The sequence below is a fragment of the Magnetospirillum sp. 15-1 genome, from assembly GCF_900184795.1.
Classification (GTDB): domain Bacteria; phylum Pseudomonadota; class Alphaproteobacteria; order Rhodospirillales; family Magnetospirillaceae; genus Phaeospirillum.
The window spans coordinates 109,869-127,617 of sequence record NZ_FXXN01000028.1; the positions used below are offsets into that span (position 1 = coordinate 109,869).

A 17,749-nucleotide genomic window follows, 5' to 3' on the forward strand; every position below is an offset into this window, starting at 1 on the left:
TTTTAGAACAGGGTACCGGCGGCGAGCGCGAAATGCTCGACGACGGGCCCCAGGGCGAGAACGGGGAAGAAGGTCAGGCCGCCGATCACCACGATCACCGCGATCAACAGGCCGATGAACAGCGAGCCATGGGTGGGGAAGGTGCCGGAAGACGGCGGCACGATCTTCTTGGCGGCCAGGGACCCGGCGATGGCCAGGGTCGGCACGATGATCAGGAAGCGCCCGATCAGCATGGCCGCCGCCAGGGTGGTGTTGTAGAACAAGGTGTTGCCCGACAACCCGCCGAACGCCGAACCGTTGTTGCCGGTGGCCGAGGTATAGGCGTAAAGCACCTCGCTCAGGCCATGCGGCCCCGCCGCGCTCATCCCCGCCAGCCCGGCCGGCAGCACCATGGCCAGGGCGCCGAAGCCCAGGATGGACAGCGGGAAGATCAGGATGCACAGCACCGCCAGCTTGACCTCCTTGGCCTCCATCTTCTTGCCCAGGTATTCCGGGGTGCGGCCCACCATCAGCCCGGCGATGAACACCGCGACGATGACGAAGACGATCATGCCGTGCAAGCCGCAGCCGACGCCGCCGAAGATCACCTCGCCCAGCATGATGTTGACCAGCGGCACCATGCCGCCCAGCGGCGTGAAGCTGTCATGCATGGAATTGACCGCGCCGGTGGAGGTGCCGGTGGTGGCCGCGGCGAAGATGGCCGAATTGGCGACGCCGAAGCGGACCTCCTTGCCCTCCATGTTGCCGCCCGGCGCCACGTCGGTGGAGGCAACGTCGACGCCCATGGCCTGGACCAGCGGATTGCCCGCCGCCTCGGCCCAGTAGCAGACGCCGATGCCAATGGCCAGCATCAGGGCCATGGCGATGTAGATGGCGCGGGCCTGACGCTTGTCGCCGATCATGCGGCCGAAGGCGAAGACCAGACCGGCCGAGATCAGCAGCTCGCCCGCCATCTCGATCAGGTTGCTGAGCGCCGTGGGATTCTCGAAGGGATGGGCCGAGTTGGCGTTGAAGAAGCCGCCGCCATTGGTGCCCAGGTGCTTGATCGCCACCTGTGACGCCACCGGCCCCTGGGCGATCACCTGCTTGGCGCCCTCCAGGGTGGTGGCCTCGGTGTAGGCGTCGAGGTTTTGGGGCATGCCCTGCCCGACCAGGACCAGGCAGACGATGACCGCCAGCGGCAGCAAGACGTAAAGGATCGAACGCACGGCATCGACGTAGAAGTTCCCCACCGTCTTGGCCTGCCGGCGATTGAACCCGCGCACCAGCGCCACCAGCACCGCCATGCCGGTGGCCGCCGAGGTGAAGTTCTTCACCGTCATGCCCAGCATCTGGGTGAGATAGGCCATGGTGCTTTCGCCGCCATAGTTCTGCCAGTTGGTGTTGGTGGTGAAGCTGATTGCGGTGTTGAAGGCGAGGTCGGGAGCGACCGCCGACATCTCCGCCGGATTGAGCGGCAGCAGCGCCTGCAGGCGCATCACGGCATACATCAAGAGCAGGCCGATCAGGCTGAACATCAGGCAGGAGACGGCATAGACCGTCCAATGCTGCTCCTGGTCCGGCTTGATCAGGCAGATTTTGTAGATCAGGCGCTCGACGGGTCCCAGCACCGGATCGAGCCAGGTCTTTTCGCCCGAATAGACGCGGGCCATGTAGGCCCCCAACGGGATCGCCCCCGCCGTGACCACGGCGAAGAAGATGACGACTTGCAGAATGCCTGCGGCGTTCACGGCCGGTCTCCTAGAACCGTTCGGGACGGATGAGGGCGTAGACCAGGTAGACCGCGAGGCCCGCCACGGTGACACCCCCAAGGATCAGATCGAGAGTCATGAATTCCCCTCCTTCAGACACGCTCGCAGGCATGGACGAACAGTGCGCCCAGGGCAAAGAAGGCAAGCACGGCGGCGACGAGCACCATGTCGAGCATCGCTGCTCTCCAGTTGAAATTTCAGGTGATGACAACCCTACGCCCATTGCGCATTAAGGTTCCAAGCGGGAGTGCATAAAGAACGCGTAAATGCCCGCACCGCCCGTGCCTCGGCGCGGTCAGGCGAGGAGCGGCCCGTAAAGCCACACCATCCAGATGGCGAAGCACAAGGGGGGGCCGAACGGAATGGGGTCATGGGCGGACGGCCCCCCTAAGAACAGCCGGCTTGCGGCGACCACGGACAATGCGGTCGCCGAGGCGAGGACGACGACCGACGGCAGCGCCTCCCATCCCATCCAGGCCCCGGCGGCGGCGATGAGCTTGGCGTCGCCTTGGCCGATTCCGTCGCGCCCGCGCCAGACGCGATAGCCGGCCGCCAGGGCGGACAGGGCGCCATAACCGATCAGGCCGCCCAATCCATGCGCCAGCATCTCCGCCGTTCCCGACGAGAAAACCAGCCCCGCTCCGGCCAGGGGCAGGGTCAGCGCATCGGGCAGGCGCAGATCGATCTGGTCGACCAGGGCGAGGGAAAGCAGCACCCAGGCCAGCAGAAGGGTGGCCGGCAGCCACGGCGCGGGAACCACCGCCGCCGACCACAGGCCGAGGCCGGTCTGCCCGCAAGCCGCCACAGGCAGCAGCCACGGCCGCCGCTTGCCGTCTCCCAGATATTGGACGACCGGGGCGACGGCCATGCCGAAACCCGACGAGACGGCCAGCAGGACGGAAGTCGACAGCGTCGTCATCACATCTCCTGCCGGTGGGCGCGCACCCGGAAGGGTCGCGCCCGGTTGCCGGTCAGTTGGGCGACGGTGGCGTGGACGACGCGCCCGCCCGTGGGGCTTTCGGCCTGGACCCTGATGGTGAGCGGCCGCCCGACCGGCGAGGGATCGTCGGTGATCTCCAGCGCGGTTTTGGCGCCGCCGGCCCTGTCCCTTTCCCGAGCCAGAACCTCGACGGAATGCTCGCTCACCCCCAGCATGGCCATGGCGGCGAGCGGCGTCGCCGTCTTCCGGTTGAACGTTCCCGGCTCTCCGAAGAACAGGGTCAGCGACGGGGCGATGCGCGCCAGGATGTCCGGCGTCATTCCCCGGATATGCCGCAATTCGTCGATGGTGCGGATCTTGCCGTTGCGCGGACCGATCTCGGCGCCCAGCGCGGCATACGCCGCGGCCTCGGCACCATTGAGGCGGGTATTGTTGTCGACATCGATCCAGTCGAGGATGGCCGCGACCAGTCCGTCGAGCTGCCGTCCCTGAACCCCTGCTCCCGCCAGCAGGCGGCGCACGGTATCCTCGTCGGCGCTGTTGATGGGGACCTTGCCCCGTTCGTCCTCGACGGCGATGGTCAGCACCAGGCCGTCGAAGCGGATCTGGCGCGCCGTTCCGTCCATGGACCAGCGGTTGGCCCGCTCCCCCATTCCCAGGCCGTGCAGCGCCATCATCAGCCCGGCATCGGCCGCCGCGTCCAGGCGCGCCCTCTCCAGGCGGGCCTGAACCACGGCGGCATCCCCCATGTTCGCCCGGACCACGAAAAGACTGAGGCCGGCGAAGAGGCCGGCGGCGATCATCGCCATCACCAGGGCGAAGCCCGCGTCGGCCCGGTGTTTCACCGACCCGGCTCCTTGCCCGACGTGATCGGCGTCACGGTCAGGATATTGCGGCGCAATTCGTCGGTGATCGCCTGGGCATCGTTGGCGTTGCGCACCACGTGGGGAGTGAGCAGCACCAGCAGTTCGGTCCGGTCGCGGGTGTTGTCGGTGGTGCCGAACAGCGGCCCGAGCAACGGCACGTCATTGAGCAGCGGCACGCCACTCTTGGTTCGCTTCAAATTATCGCGAATGAGGCCGCCCAGGGCCACCGTCTGGCCGTCCTGCACCGCCACCGAACTGGAAATCTTGCGTTGCTGGATGGTGGGAGAATCCAGGTTGGAAGAGGTCGTGGTGGAAACGTCGCTGACCTCCTGGGAAATGTCGAGCAGCACCAGACCGCTGTCGTTCACCCGCGGCGTCACCTTCAAGATCACGCCGGTGTCGCGATACTCTATGGAATTGACCACCGGTGAACCGGAGGTAACGGTGCTCACCGACGATTGAGTGGAGATCGGCACCTGGTCGCCAACCTGCAGCGAGGCCGTCTGGTTGTTGAGGACCAGCAATTGCGGCGACGACACCACATTGACGTTGGTAACGTCGTCAAGGGCGTTCACGACGGCCTGTATTCCGCTTTGATTGGACAGCAGATACGAGAAGCCGGGGAATGTCTGCTTGGGAGATTTCGTCGTTCCCGATGTCAGCGAGAAGTTGTTCATCCCCGTCTTGAAATACCACTCGACGCCATAGCGCAGGGCATCGTTGAGGGTCACCTCGGTGATCATCGCCTCGATCAGGACCTGCAGAGGCATCACGTCGAGCTTGCGCAGCGCCTTTTCGACGATCTCGTACTCGCGGGACGTCGCGTAGATGACGATGGCGTTGTTGGTGTCGTCGCTGGTCACCGAAATCGAGGCCCCGCCCTCCGCCAGGCGCAATTGCTGGCCGGCGACCTGCTGCGCCGGGTCGCGCTGGGGAACGGCCGCGGCTTGCGGAAAGGCGCTGCCGGTATTCCGCGTTCCCGTCGTTCCCACGACGGAGCCCCCGGCGGCCATGGACGAGCTCATTGCCGTGGAAGCTGCGGCCTGATTGCCGGCGGCGCCGCCGAACAGGCCGGACAGCACATTGGCCAGATTGGAGGCCCGGCCGCTTTGGACCCGGTATACGAACAGGCGGCGTTCGCCGCCTTCGCCTTCGCGATCCAACTCCTCCGCCCAATAGCGAACGTCGTCGATGTAGCGGGGCTGAGGTGAAATGACGACGATGGCGTTCAACCGGGTCAGCGGAACCAGCCGGACCAGCCCGGCGGATGGCGATCCCTCGGAATTGACGATCTGGTTCAACTCCTCGGTCAGACGGCGAGCATCGGCGCGCTGCAAGGTGATCAGCGAAAACGACATTCCGGCCAACCAGTCCACGTCGAACTGCTCGACCATCGCCCGCAGGGAAACCCGCTCGGTGGACGATCCGGTCACCAGCAGAACGTTGCGCGACGGATCGGCCTGGATGGAACGTTCCGGCACCATCGGGTCGAACAGCTTCTTCAGTGCCGTGGCGTTGACGTAACGCAGGGTCACCGCCTCGGTTCCGTAGCCTACGGTTTCCCGCCCCACCAGGGCTGGCTGACGGCTGGCTTCGGCCAACGGCACGATGGCATAGCCCTGGTCACGCCGGATCAGCCCCAGCCCGGCGGATTTGAGGCTGGTTTCCAGCGTGGGCAGCACCTCGTCCCGACCGATCGGCTGGGCGGTCTCGACCGTGACGTTGCCGGTGGCATTGGCCTCGACGACGTATTTGAGGCCGAGGATATCCCCGAGGACGGCCTTCGCCACATCCCGGACGTCGACGCTGACGAAATTGAGAGAGACCCGCCCGTCGGACGTCCCCGTCGCGGCGCCATGGGACCGCGACGGTGCGACGAAGCGCTGGTTGCCCAGCACGGTTTCGACCCGCGGCGGCGATGCGGCGGGAGCGGCCACCGCCGGCATTTCGGCCAAGGGCGCCTCCGCCGCCGCCACGGCCGGGGCTTTGGCGGGCGGCGGCACCTGACGCGCCTCGAAGCGGGAAGAAGAACACCCCACGACCATCAGGACCAGAAGGCAAAAGCCACCGAGCCGCCCCAGCCGGCGGAGCACCGACGCCATCACGGAGCCCCCTTGGGCCGCCCGCCGGCCGGAGCGGGGACCGTGCGGAGCCGTTTCGCATCGAGCGACAGCGTCCGGCTGACGCCATCCTTCTCGAACACCAGAGTCTTGGGCTCGATCCCGGCCAGCGTCCAACCTTCCAGCCTCTGCCCCGACAGCAGCCGCACCGGCTTTCCGGCCGGCGTCCGGACCACCGCCGTTGCCTGGGATTCCATGAGGCCGATCCCCAGCACCGCATAGCCGTCGAGGCTGGACCCCTCGGAAGCGCGCGGTGGCGCGGGGCGGCGGCTGGGGGTGAACAGCGGCCGCGCCGTGATCGCCGGCCATTCCGCCATGGGGAACACCGGCTGCTCCCTCCCGGCCGGCGGGCCGCGACGGCCGGAAGGCGGCTCGGTCTGGCCGGGAGCAGCCATCTGGACGGCGACAAGGGCGAGCAACACCGCGCTCGACAGCAGCAGGGGGCGATGGCGGCCGAGACGGATCGCCGTCGGCCGGCTGAGTGAAAGCGGAAACCACGAGCGTGGCGTCGAGCGGTTCCAATTCCCCAGTATCCGCCGGACGATCCGCGACAATGGAAAGAAAGTCGACGACAACATATGGTTCCTCGCTCTCAAGGCGGCGCAAACTGCGATAGAGTTGCTCGTGGGTCAGGCGGAGATCCGTTCTGACCCGAACCCAATGCTCCGGAACACCGTCATCCGTTCCCTGTATGGCTTTCACTGCTCCACCTTCTCCATTTACCGTGCCGGCCACCCGGTCTTTCAGGGCTTCGGCGGCCAGGGCGGCCGTCGAGGCGCGCAGCGCGTATCTTCCGGCGCTCCCAGCCTGGATCGACGCCTGAGTCCGCAAGGCGGGAAGTGCGTCGACGAGCCGCCGGTCACGCTCGATCCGGGCCGACAGGGCCTGCCTCTCGTCGTCCCGACGAAGGGCGCCACCGACCACCGGATCGATCACCGCCACCCAAACCAGGACGACGGCGGCGACCAGGAGGGCAAGGGCGACCACGCGGCGCTCCCGATGCGTCATCGCCTTCATGGCCGCTCCACCGGCTTGCGCCGGGCGGTGATCTCGAAAGGCTTGGCGCGCGACGGCGTCTGGATGGCGGCGGCAACAACCGGCCGCGCATCGGTCAGCAACGGGGCGGATTCGATCAGGGCAAGCACGTCCGCATCGCCGCGATTCCAGCCGGCGACCCGCACCGTCGCGCCATCCCATTCGAAGCGCCGGATCCAGACGTCATCGGGCAGGGACCGGCTCAGACCGTCCAGAATCGGCAGCGGCGAGTTCACCTCCTTGCGCCGAACCAGCTCGTTGCGCCGGGCTGCCTCCCGTTCGACCGAGGCCAGCAGCTTCTCCGCCGTCTGCACCATGGGTTTCGCCGCGTCGACCTGCTGCCGCAACGTTTCCACCGACAGCATGTCGCGAACCACGAACACCACCGGATTGAGCAGCAGCAGGGCGGCGACCAACGCCCGCAATCCGCCCGCCCACCGGTCTTTTGCCGCGCCCCCGCCCTCCCGCAGGGCCGGAAGGAAGTCGAAACGGGGCCGGCCGTCCCCGTCGGCCAGCATCAGGGCCGAAGGCGTCAGGCCAAGGGCTTGCGCCCGGTCAAGCGCCGTCCCGGCCTCCTCTCGGGGCAGTATGCCGACCAGGACGGTCTGGCGGGCCTGATCCCGGCTTTCGACGAAGAGATCGAACAGGACTTGGCCCGCCTCGAACGGCGCCAGGCGCTCGATGTCCAGGGCGATCAGCCGCCGCGAATCGGCCCCCGACAGCAGGGGCAGGTCCATACGCCGGATCAGCCCGGCATGGTTGGGCAGGCAAAGGGCGGCCTTGCCGCATTCGGCGACGGCGAGCGGGCCGCCCGTGGCGTCCTCGGCGTGAAACCCGTCCCCGGACAGGCGGATGATCGCCCGCGCCGGATCGCCGGGACGCCAGCGCTCCGGCACCATGGCCCGCAATTCGTCCAGCCACCAGCGGACGCCCCGCTCGATCAGGCGGCCCACCGTCCGGATATCGGCGTTGAGGAGCCCGGCGATATCCATCAGCGCCCCCTGCAGCGATCGCCGCCGCTGTCGAGGGCGCATTCGGTATCCACATCGGCCATGGGATGGACGACCAGATCCGGCCACCATCGCCGGTCGCCGGGGGGAAAGCGGACCCGGACGCGAATCAGCTCCGGCGGGGTGGGGCGATTTTGCCATCCGTCGCGCCACCTGGGAGCATTGTCGGGAGGAGCCGAACCGAAATAGGCGATGTCCAGGCTTTGCGCCCCCTGCAGCAGAACCTCATCCCGGTGCGACGACGGGTCGCGGGCGGTTTCGTACGCGCTGGAAAGAACAAGGGCGCCGCTGGACGCCAACCCGAGCGTATAGCGCCGCAGCGCCCCCGGTCCCGGCCCGTCGCCCGGCGGCGCCAGGAACGTGACGCTGGACGGTCCCCCCTGGAAATCCGTGACGAGGGCGCCGCCATCTCGGCGCGTGCTGGCAGAAAGGCCTTCCATCCGGTATCGCAACACCGTCTCGGCTCCTTCCGCCGCCTCGGCGCCGCGTGCCCGCAGGCCGGTACGGTCCCAGGCCCGATGCGCCCCACCCAGCCCCGCGACCACCAGCAGGCCGGCCATGCCGAGGAGCGCCAGACTCACCAGCAATTCCACAAGCGTGAATCCCGAATCAGCCGGCAGGCGCAAGGCGCAGACTCCTGAGCTCGACAGTCTTGCCCCATCCGGTCCGGGGGCGAACCAGCACGGTCACCAGCAGCAGGTCGCCGGCATCGCTTCGGGCGGCGCCGACGCGATAGGGTCCTATTCCCACACTCCAGGCGAAATCCCCGTCCACCCCCGACACGGCTCCGGCCCTGAGCGGAACTTCCGTACCGACGGCGGCAAGCCGGGACTGCGCCACCAGCAACCCCAGCCGCCGGGCCTCGGTCATCCGCGACCGCCCGGCACCGTCGGCCAGGACATCGAGCATCGCCCCCAAGGTGCCGGCCACCACCGCGACGGCCACCATGGCGTCGAGAACGGCGAAGCCCGCCTGACGGCGGCGCATCACGGCTCCACCCGGATGATGGTACCGGTGCCCGGCTCGGCCAGCACTCCCACGCGCCGGCCGGCGATAGCGATCACGAATCCGTCTCCCGCCGCCGTTCCATCCCGGAAGAAGCGTAGGCCGCCCGCCCCCGGCTCCAACCACACTCCGTCCGGCATTTCGCGCACCACGCCGCCGGGCAGGATATAGCCGCGGCCACCGCCGGCCGGCAGGACGGAGACGGCCATGCCGCGCCGCAGAGCCGCCGCCCGCGACAGCCGCAGATCGTGGATCAGGGTATCGGCGCTCTGGCGCAGGGCCATGATCTGTCCTGCCCGCTCCAGCCGCGGATAGGCCACCGAGCCGATCAGGCCGGCAATGGCGAGTGCGACCAGCATTTCCAACAGGGACATGACGCGATCCGCTTTCGCTAGTTGCCCACATCCTGCGCTTCGCCGGTTCCGCCCTCGGCGCCATCGGAGCCGAAGCTCAAGACATCGATGGCCCTGAGCTTGCCGGGATTGCGGTAGAGGTATGGGGCGTTCCAGGGATCGCGGAGGCCCTCGGCCTTGCGCAGGTAAGGCCCGTTCCAGCCGTTGGCGGTGGGCGTCGCCTCCACCAGGGATCTGAGCCCCTCGGCTTCGGTCGGATAGCGGCCGACGTCGAGATAGAACAGCTCGAGGCTGGCGACGATACTCTGCACCTGAATTTTCGCCGTCTGGGTCCGGGAGGAGCCGAGGTATTTGAGCACCTGCGGACCGGCGATGGCGGCCAGCAGGCCCATGATGGTCAGCACGACGAGCAACTCGAGCAAGGTAAAGCCCGCCTCGCGCCGGCGGCGGGATCTGTCGGTTCTGTGGGTCATGATTGGATCGCCAAGTCGTTGATGCCAAGAATGGCCGAGAAGATCGCCGCGATAATGCCGGCGACCGTCAGGCCGAGGATTACGGTGATCAGCGGGGTCATCACGGTGACCATGCGCTGGGTCGCGGTACTGACGTCGCGGTCGAGGACGTCGGCCAGCCGCCCGAGCATCAGGCCCAGCCGGGCGGTTTCCTCGCCGGTTCGCAGAAAGCTCAGTGCGATGGGCGGAAAGATGCCGCTGCTGGCAAGCGGCGCGGACAGGCCGCCCCCCTCCTTCACACCTTCGGCGACCGTGGCGACCACGCCGGCCATGTGGCTGTTGCTCAGGGCCCGGTGGGCGATGGAGAGAGCGGTCGGCAGCGGAACCCCGGCCTCCACCAGCGTCCCCAGGGTCCGTGCCAGCCGCGCCGTCTCGGCGTTGACGATCACCTTGCCCAGCAGGGGAACGCGCAGAATCTTGCGATCGACGGCATCACGCACGCCGGGGCGGCGCAGCGAACGCAGCAGCAGCGCCCCCGAACCGGCAACGGCGGCCAGACCGGCCAGGCCCCATTCCCGAATGGCCCGGCTGGCATCCATCAGGATGAGGGTGGCATAGGGCAGCCGCCCACCCACATCGGACAGCAGGGCCTCGAATTGGGGCACCACCACCAGCAGCATCACCAGGATCACCCCCACCGCCACGACCAGCAGGATGCAGGGATAGATCAGGGCCGATCCCACCGTCTGGCGGAGCGCCTCGCCCCGGTCGAGGGCTTCGGCCAACCGGCCGAGCGTCACGTCGAGCTTGCCGCTCGCCTCGCCCGCCTCGGCAAGAGCCGCCGCCATGGGGGGAAAGAACCCTCTCGCCTCGGTCATGGCGACGGACAGCGGAACGCCCGCCTTCACCCGGTCGCGAAGGATGGAAAAGGCGGTTTTCAGGACGCCGCCCGGCACGTGCTCGACAATAATGAACAGGGCCCGGTCAAGCGGGAGTCCGGCTCCCAGCAGCACGGCCAACTCACCGAGAGCGTGGGCCAGCCCCTTGCGCTGTGCCGCCGAAGCACGGCGCCCGCCGGCCCGCTCCACCGGCTTCGTCCGGCATTCCTCCGCCTCGATCGGCATCATTCCGTCGCGACGCAGCGCCTGCATCACCGCGGTCCGGGAGACGCCCTCGATCGTCCCGGTGGCGATCCGGCCGGTGGCGGGAATTACGGCGCGATAACGGAAGCCGGCCATTTTCCTCAATCCTCCCGCGTGACCCGGAGCACTTCGTCAAGCGTCGTCAGCCCCGCGCCGGCCTTGGCCATGCCGTCGGCCATCATGGTCACCATACCGGCGCCCATGGCCGCCTTGCGGATCTCGCGGGCCTCGCTCCGGGCCAGCACCAGCCCGGCGATGGTCTCGTCCATGGGCAGCAGTTCCATCACCGACAGCCGGCCGCGAAAGCCGCCGCCGCCGCATCCGGGACAGCCGACCGGGCGGTACATGGTGTCGACGGCGGCCGCCTCGCCCTCGCCGAGCCCCAACGCCCGCAATGCCCGGAGCGAAGGGCGACACGGCTCGCGGCACGCCGGACACAGGCGGCGAACCAAACGCTGCGCCAGCACCGCATTGAGTGTCGAGGTGATGAGATAGGGCTCGACCCCCATGTCGAGCAGCCGCGTCACGGCGCTGGCGGCATCGTTGGTATGCAGCGTCGAGAGGATCGCGTGACCGGTAAGCGCCGCCTGCACCGCCACCTGAGCGGTTTCCAGGTCGCGAATCTCGCCCACCATCATCACATCGGGGTCCTGGCGCAGGAACGAACGCAATGCGGCGGCGAAGGTCAGGCCGATCTGATGCTTGGCCTGAATCTGGCTGATTCCGGCCAGCCGGTACTCGATCGGGTCCTCGATGGTCAGAATCTTGCGCGCCGCCGTGTTGAGCGCGGCAAGCGAGGCATAAAGGGTGGTGGTCTTGCCGCTGCCGGTCGGGCCGGTGACCAGGACGATGCCGTGCGGCCGCTCCAGGATGGCCCGATAGGCCGGCAAAATCCCGGCGGTGAAGCCGAGGGCGTCGAAATCCAGCGACAGCGAAGAGCGGTCGAGGATGCGCAAGACCACTCCCTCGCCATGGATGGTGGGAGAGGTGGCGACGCGGAAATCGATCTCCTGGCCGCGCACCGCCATGCGCAACCGCCCGTCCTGGGGCAGGCGCCGTTCGGCGATATCCAGTCCGGACATCACCTTGACGCGCGACACCACCGCCGCTTTCACATGGTTGGGCAACGCCTCGTCCTCGCGCAGGGCGCCATCGATGCGGAGCCGCACGATCATGCGGTCCTCGGCCGGTTCGAGATGAATATCCGAAGCCCTGGCCTCCACCGCCCGCGCGATCAGGGCGTTGACCACGCGGACCACCGGCGCGTCGCTGCCAAGGTCCTTCAGCCGCTCGACATCGATTCCGTCGGCCGTCCCTCCCCCGTCCTCCCCTTCATGGTCGGCGATGGCGTAAAGCCGGTCCAGCACCGCCTCGACGTCGCTGGCCTTGGCCACCACCGGCCGGACAGGCCGGCCGAACAGCAACGACAGCGCGCGGGCGGGATAGGGATCGAAAGGATTGACCACCGCCACGTCGAGCGCATCGTCGGCCAGCCTCAACGGCACCGTCCGCGAATCGCGCAGAAAGCGCGCACTCGGCCCCCGGCCGACCACCAGCGCCTCGGCGGGAAAATCCGACGCCGACGCCACCGTCAGCCCGAGGGAATCGGCCATGGCCGCCGCCAGCGTCTGCTCGGGGATCAGACCCAGGCGGGTAAGCACCACATCCAGGCGCTCGTCGGTTTCGGCCTGGACCAGTCTGGCCCGCGCCATGGTCTCGGGCGGAGCCAGGCCACGCTCGAGAACCAGCGCCATCAGTCTGTCCCCGTCATTCGACGCCGCATCCATTTGCCGCCTCTCCCCCATGGGACATTCAACAATACTCAGATCATTGCTACAAATATAAACTATAGAATCACTTTGGAGCGCCCAAACATATGGGCGCTCCTCGTGCATACATGAACAAACATATGCAATACAGATGAAGATTTCTGCCTTAGCGCGTATAGCAATATTTCGTTATGGTATCGCCAGCGCCCAGACTGGTCTGCAGGTAGGTGACGAACGCCGCCAGGACGGTATTCTCACCCGACGTGCGCGCCGTGCGGTTGATCTTGATGCCGTCCTGGATGATCGCGTCGTAGCCCGACGTGTAGGAATGGTGGCTGACGCCGGAGAACGACCCGTTCAGGCAAATCTGCGACTTGGCGACAAAGCCGTAGTCATAGGTTCCGTCGGCCACCGAATTGTAGGTGGCGGTAATGTCCGACTTCTGGTCGACGCGGGAATCCGGCAGCTCCACGTAATACGGATCCGCCGCCAGGATTTGGCTGGCCGCCACGCCGTAAGGCGCATTCGGCACGTTGGCGATGACCGTCTTGGTGAAGTTAGTCGGCAGGCCGGCGGAAATATCCACCCCGGACTTGTTCGACCAAAGTTCGAGATAGCCCTGGGCATAGGTGAAGACGTCGCCGACCACGAGGCTGCTGTAGTAGTCATGAAGATAAATCGGCGAGGCGGCGTTGGCCGCCAGGAACAGATCGTACGGACCCGAGGTACCGCCGGCTATAATATCCGCCTGCAACTGTCCGGTCGACTTGGATGTCGTCGTCACATAGTAGCCAGGGTTGGCGGTCTGGAATTTCGTGATGATCTCGCTGAGCGGAGTCGAGAAATTCGCGGCGACGCCGACGGTAATCGTCTGCGCATGAAGACTGAATGGCGCAACGGCCAAGATCGCCGCCAGAATTACCCTCTTACCAATGAACATAACCCTCTCCTATCCAAGTTGAATACAGGCTGATCCAGACCGGCAACTCCGATCAAATGATCAAAAAAATAAACCCCGCCGCCATCACACCGCCCCATACAGGCAAAAACAGCACCCCTCTCAATTATCAATAATCAAAAATATATTTATCAGTCGACACCCGTGACCACCTCACTGATCCATATGAATAAAATTATGGCACAGCTAAATTTTTTAAATATCAATATTGATATAACGCACGACAAGCACTACCCGGCGACACAAGAATTAATTAGATCAAACACAAGAAACATCACACAATAATGCGAATCAATTGATAAATTGCCGCATGCGATCCACACAAGACATAATAGAATGCCAAATGTAGTGACCGCAGCACTTCAGCCTATTAAGGCATACATCGCGCATCCCGTCCCGCGACAAAATGCCACATACGCATTTTCCTTATGATTTACAACATTTGACCTTACTCAAACCAAGCAATACTTATCTTAATTCATGGATAGCCACAAATAATCAATCCGTCCTGCGGAAGTTGTCGCAACCAATCATTGCCATCCCCACCATTATCGGATGCACGCCCGAAAGCTAAATTACATACACATGACTAAGCAAATATAACAGGCAGATAAAGTCGACATAACACAGAAAGCATCGACTTACCTCAATACAGCCCACAATAAGTTTTAGACTTTCACCGCAACAACATTCATATAACTTTAGGACACGAGAAAAGTTCTTGCTGCAACGAGTGCATACGATCTATGAATCCTTCGTTATGTTGTTTCATTATATAACGAAGGTCCTAACACCATAGGGCGGCCAACGATCTCGGCTCCCTTGGTACCGGCCAGCCGACGCGGGCATCGAAGCGGACGCCCCCTTACTTGATGACGGAAAGGCAATGGACATGATGTACAGCCCCCCTCGCCGGCATAGGGCCCTCAAGAGTTCCCTCCGCGATCGCCTGCCCCTGACCATGACGGCGGCGGCGGCCCTGCTGGTCTTCTCGCCGCCGGCCCAGGCGGCGCCGCAGGGGGGAACGGTGGTCAGCGGCGCGGCGACCATCACTCAGTCTGGCAACACCACCGACATCAACCAGTCGACCGGCCGGGCGATCATCAACTGGCAGAGCTTCAGCATCGCCGCCCCCGAGACGGTGAACTTCCATCAGCCCTCGTCATCCTCGGTGACGCTGAACCGGGTGATCGGCAACGAGAAGAGCATCATCGACGGCGCGCTCAACGCCAACGGCAAGGTCTATCTGGTCAATTCGGCGGGAGTGCTGATCGGCAAGGGGGCCAGCGTCAACACCGCCGGCTTGGTGGCCAGCACGCTGAACATCCGGGACGAGGACTTCAATGCCGGCCGGAACGTCTTCCAGAGTACGGGCGGCACGGGCGAGGTCACCAATCTCGGCACCATCACCGTCACGTCGGGCGGCTATGTGGCCCTGCTGGGCAAGACCGTATCCAACCAGGGGGTGATCTCCGCGACCAAGGGTACGGTGACGCTGGGCGGCGGCAGCAAGGTCACCCTCAACTTCAACGGCGATTCGCTGGTCAGCGTCAGCGTCGACGAGGGCACGCTGAACGCCCTGGTCGAGAACCGGCAGGCCATCTACGCCGATGGCGGCACGGTGATCCTGACCGCCAAGGCCGCCGACGAGCTTTTGGCGGCCCAGGTCAACAACGACGGCCTGATCCAGGCCCGCACCATCGACGACCTCAAGGGCTCCATTCAGCTTTATGCCCATGGCGGCACCGCCAATGTCGCCGGGACGCTGGACGCCTCGGCGCCGATTGCCGGCGACGGCGGCTTCATCGAAACCAGCGGAAGCAAGGTGAAGATCGCCGACAGCGCCGTCATCACCACCCTGGCCGCCACGGGCAAGGGCGGAACCTGGCTGATCGACCCGGACGGCTACACCATCGCGGCCAGCGGCGGCGACATCACCGGCGCCGCCCTGAAGGCCCGGCTGGCGAGCAACGGCACCGTCACCATCGCCTCGACCAACGGTTCCGGCAGTGGCGGCAACATCGACGTCAACGACGCGGTGAACTGGACCACCGACAGCGTACTGACACTGACCGCCACCAACGCCATCAACGTCAACAAGGCCATCACCGCCGACAGCGCCAATGCCGGGCTGACGCTGAACGCCGGCGGCAACGTCAACATCAACGCCGCCATCGCCCTGACGGGCGCCAACGCCGCCCTGGCGATCAATTACGGCGGCTGGAACGGCACCACCGTCACCACCCCGGCCAGCGGCAGCGACTATGTCATCCGCACCAAGGCCAGCTATGCCGGAACCACCCTGGACGCCAACGGCAATCCGGTCGCCAAGCAGGACACCAGCGGTGGCGTCTACGGCAGCGTGACCTTGAGCGGCGGCAGTTCCTCACTGAACATCAACGGCAAGACCTACACGCTGATTCACAGCATGGCCGACCTGGCAACCGCCACGAGCGCGACGAAGACGTATGCGCTGGCGCAGGACCTGGAGGCCTCCGGCACCACCTATTCCAACACCGTACGCGCCACCCTGGACGGGACGCTGGCGGGGTTGGGACACACCATCAGCAATCTGACCATCAGTTCTTCGACCGGCGGAGCGGCCGTCGGCCTCATCGGCCAGACGACGACGGGAAGCCTTATCCGCGACGTCGGGCTGGTGAACGCGCAGGTCAGCACCAGCGCCTCGGGCGCCTTCGTCGGCGCTCTGGTCGGCAAGAATCTGGCCAATATCAGTGGAGCCTATAGCACCGGCACGGTGTCCGGCGGGCTGAACAGCAAAGCCGGTGGCCTGATCGGTCAGAATTCGCAGGCGGCCGGGTTGACCACTACGATTTCCGACAGCTTCTCCGAAGCCAACGTATACGGCAAAGGGGTCGGCGGCCTGGTCGGAGCGGGGACCAATCTGGCGTTCTACCGCTCCTATTCATCCGGAAACGTATGGTCCACCGCCGGCGGGGCCGGCGGCCTGATCGGGACGGCCGGCAATACGAGCATCTACAATTCCTACCATACGACCGGCTCCGTCAAAGGCGCGACAGACTCCGCCGGGAACAGCGTTACGGCAAATGTTACATATGCCTATAATAACGGCGGATTAATTGGAAGCTCGGCAAGCAGCACAATTCCGCAGTATATCGAGAATTCATATACCAGCGGCGATATAACTGGCTTCTCAAACCTGGGCGGTCTGATTGGAAGCATTACCGCAACGACCGCAAATTATACAATTAACAACTCTTATGCTTCGGTCAATGTTGTAGGTTCCCAGGGAACAACCGATACCCAACTGTCATACCCGGGTATCGGCGGCCTGATCGGATCCGCAACCTTGGGCAGCGGCACGCTCAGGGTCACCAACTCCCACGCGGCCGGTACGGTAAAATATGCCGACAGCCAAGGAACAGCCGCCGGCGGTCTGATTGGGGCCATCACCGCCTCCAGCGCCGCTGTCATCGATACGTCCTATGCCAACGTCAATGTGACGGGGGCCTCGGCCGGTTCGTCGGCAGGCGGCTTGATCGGAATGACCTCCAGCCGGACCACCATCTCGAACTCCTACGCCACGGGAAATGTGAGCGGCTTCCTCTCGGTCGGCGGACTGGTCGGAAACAACGCCGGCACCACCACCAATTCCTGGGCCAGCGGCAATGTCGTCGGTGCCGGCAACCAAGTCGGCGGGCTGGCCGGAGCCAACACCGGCACGATCACCAATTCACATGCAAGCGGCTCCGTAACGGGCGCCGGCGCCCAAACCTGGACCGGCGGGCTGGTCGGCTCCAACTCGGGAACCATCGATCATTCCGATTTCAAGGGTGTCGTGAGAGGGCCGAGCGGGGTGACGGGCGGGATTGCCGGCACCAACTTCAACAGCGGCCGCATCGTCGAAAGTTATTTCAACAGCACCCTCAATAGCGGCCTGGGCGTCGCCAGCGGCTTTGTCCCCACGGGAAACAGCGCCGGCGTGGTGGTTGGGGGCGGAGGCCTGACCTCCGAGCAATTCAGCGACGTTCAATATTATCTCGATGGCACCATCAACCAAGTCCTGGCCGATAGGCAGAAGCGGAGCGACGCCACCCAGCAGGCGAACGCGCTGGTGGCCGCTAATATCGGCAAGGCGCCGACCACGGCGGCCGAGGTCACCGGTGCCGCCGGCGGGCCGGCCAGTCGCCGGTCGTCGGTGGACGACAAGATCGCGGCCGACAGTTCATCGAGCTACTCGGTCAACATCAAGAGCGTCGAGGTCGACGGCGTCCGCTTCAACCTCGACGAGGGCGAAGCTTCCGGCAATCGGAAATGACCGCGGCCGCCATCCAGCCCAGGCCTCCTCTTCATAACGGAATTTCGA

The 17,749-nt window shown here is 65.4% G+C and carries 15 protein-coding genes; 1 reads left to right on the plus strand and 14 read right to left on the minus strand.

All coding sequences use genetic code 11. From position 1 onward, the window contains the following. Positions 1-2: 2 nt before the first annotated feature. From kdpA to modA, 14 genes are all read right to left on the minus strand, one after another. Entirely contained in the window at positions 3-1,730 is a 1,728-nt protein-coding gene (gene kdpA, locus CP958_RS21815) for a potassium-transporting ATPase subunit KdpA (protein WP_096704319.1), read from the minus strand. Positions 1,731-1,740: 10 nt separating this feature from the next. After that, positions 1,741-1,830: a K(+)-transporting ATPase subunit F gene (gene kdpF, locus CP958_RS26115; protein ID WP_141400612.1), complete on the minus strand. Its 90-nt coding sequence runs from the start codon at positions 1,828-1,830 to the stop codon at positions 1,741-1,743. A gap of 216 nt (positions 1,831-2,046) precedes the next feature. Continuing rightward, entirely contained in the window at positions 2,047-2,670 is a 624-nt protein-coding gene (locus CP958_RS21825) for an A24 family peptidase (RefSeq protein WP_096704321.1), read from the minus strand. Continuing rightward, complete coding sequence (locus tag CP958_RS21830) at positions 2,670-3,536, minus strand: type II secretion system protein GspK (RefSeq protein WP_096704322.1); 867 nt, start codon at positions 3,534-3,536, stop codon at positions 2,670-2,672. Before CP958_RS21830 ends, CP958_RS21825 begins: the two co-directional genes overlap by 1 nt. After that, complete coding sequence (gene gspD / locus CP958_RS21835) at positions 3,533-5,659, minus strand: type II secretion system secretin GspD (RefSeq protein ID WP_242443064.1); 2,127 nt, start codon at positions 5,657-5,659, stop codon at positions 3,533-3,535. Before gspD ends, CP958_RS21830 begins: the two co-directional genes overlap by 4 nt. After that, positions 5,659-6,255: a hypothetical protein gene (locus tag CP958_RS27165; RefSeq protein ID WP_242443065.1), complete on the minus strand. Its 597-nt coding sequence runs from the start codon at positions 6,253-6,255 to the stop codon at positions 5,659-5,661. The genes gspD and CP958_RS27165 overlap by 1 nt, the downstream gene beginning before the upstream one ends. Positions 6,256-6,690: 435 nt before the next feature. After that, positions 6,691-7,746: a PilN domain-containing protein gene (locus CP958_RS26555; RefSeq protein WP_170959070.1), complete on the minus strand. Its 1,056-nt coding sequence runs from the start codon at positions 7,744-7,746 to the stop codon at positions 6,691-6,693. After that, the gene (locus CP958_RS21840) at positions 7,704-8,348 is read right to left on the minus strand and encodes a prepilin-type N-terminal cleavage/methylation domain-containing protein (RefSeq protein ID WP_277948893.1); all 645 of its coding nucleotides are present in this window, start codon (positions 8,346-8,348) and stop codon (positions 7,704-7,706) included. The genes CP958_RS26555 and CP958_RS21840 overlap by 43 nt, the downstream gene beginning before the upstream one ends. Further along, entirely contained in the window at positions 8,332-8,709 is a 378-nt protein-coding gene (locus CP958_RS21845; RefSeq protein WP_096704325.1) for a hypothetical protein, read from the minus strand. Before CP958_RS21845 ends, CP958_RS21840 begins: the two co-directional genes overlap by 17 nt. Further along, positions 8,709-9,101 (minus strand): prepilin-type N-terminal cleavage/methylation domain-containing protein, encoded by a 393-nt coding sequence (locus CP958_RS21850; protein WP_096704326.1) that lies wholly within the window; start codon positions 9,099-9,101, stop codon positions 8,709-8,711. Before CP958_RS21850 ends, CP958_RS21845 begins: the two co-directional genes overlap by 1 nt. A gap of 17 nt (positions 9,102-9,118) precedes the next feature. Beyond that, positions 9,119-9,553, minus strand: coding sequence for a type II secretion system major pseudopilin GspG (gene gspG / locus CP958_RS21855; RefSeq protein WP_096704327.1), 435 nt, complete (start codon positions 9,551-9,553; stop codon positions 9,119-9,121). Then, positions 9,550-10,770: a type II secretion system F family protein gene (locus tag CP958_RS21860; protein ID WP_096704328.1), complete on the minus strand. Its 1,221-nt coding sequence runs from the start codon at positions 10,768-10,770 to the stop codon at positions 9,550-9,552. The genes gspG and CP958_RS21860 overlap by 4 nt, the downstream gene beginning before the upstream one ends. A gap of 5 nt (positions 10,771-10,775) precedes the next feature. Beyond that, a complete protein-coding gene (locus CP958_RS21865) occupies positions 10,776-12,428 on the minus strand; it encodes an ATPase, T2SS/T4P/T4SS family (protein WP_242443067.1) in 1,653 nt (550 codons plus the stop codon). Positions 12,429-12,609: 181 nt separating this feature from the next. Continuing rightward, positions 12,610-13,383, minus strand: coding sequence for a molybdate ABC transporter substrate-binding protein (gene modA, locus CP958_RS21870; protein WP_096704330.1), 774 nt, complete (start codon positions 13,381-13,383; stop codon positions 12,610-12,612). Positions 13,384-14,293: 910 nt separating this feature from the next. Between modA and CP958_RS21875 the strand changes: the two genes are divergently transcribed. Further along, positions 14,294-17,701: a filamentous hemagglutinin N-terminal domain-containing protein gene (locus CP958_RS21875; protein ID WP_170959072.1), complete on the plus strand. Its 3,408-nt coding sequence runs from the start codon at positions 14,294-14,296 to the stop codon at positions 17,699-17,701. Positions 17,702-17,749: the final 48 nt, after the last annotated feature.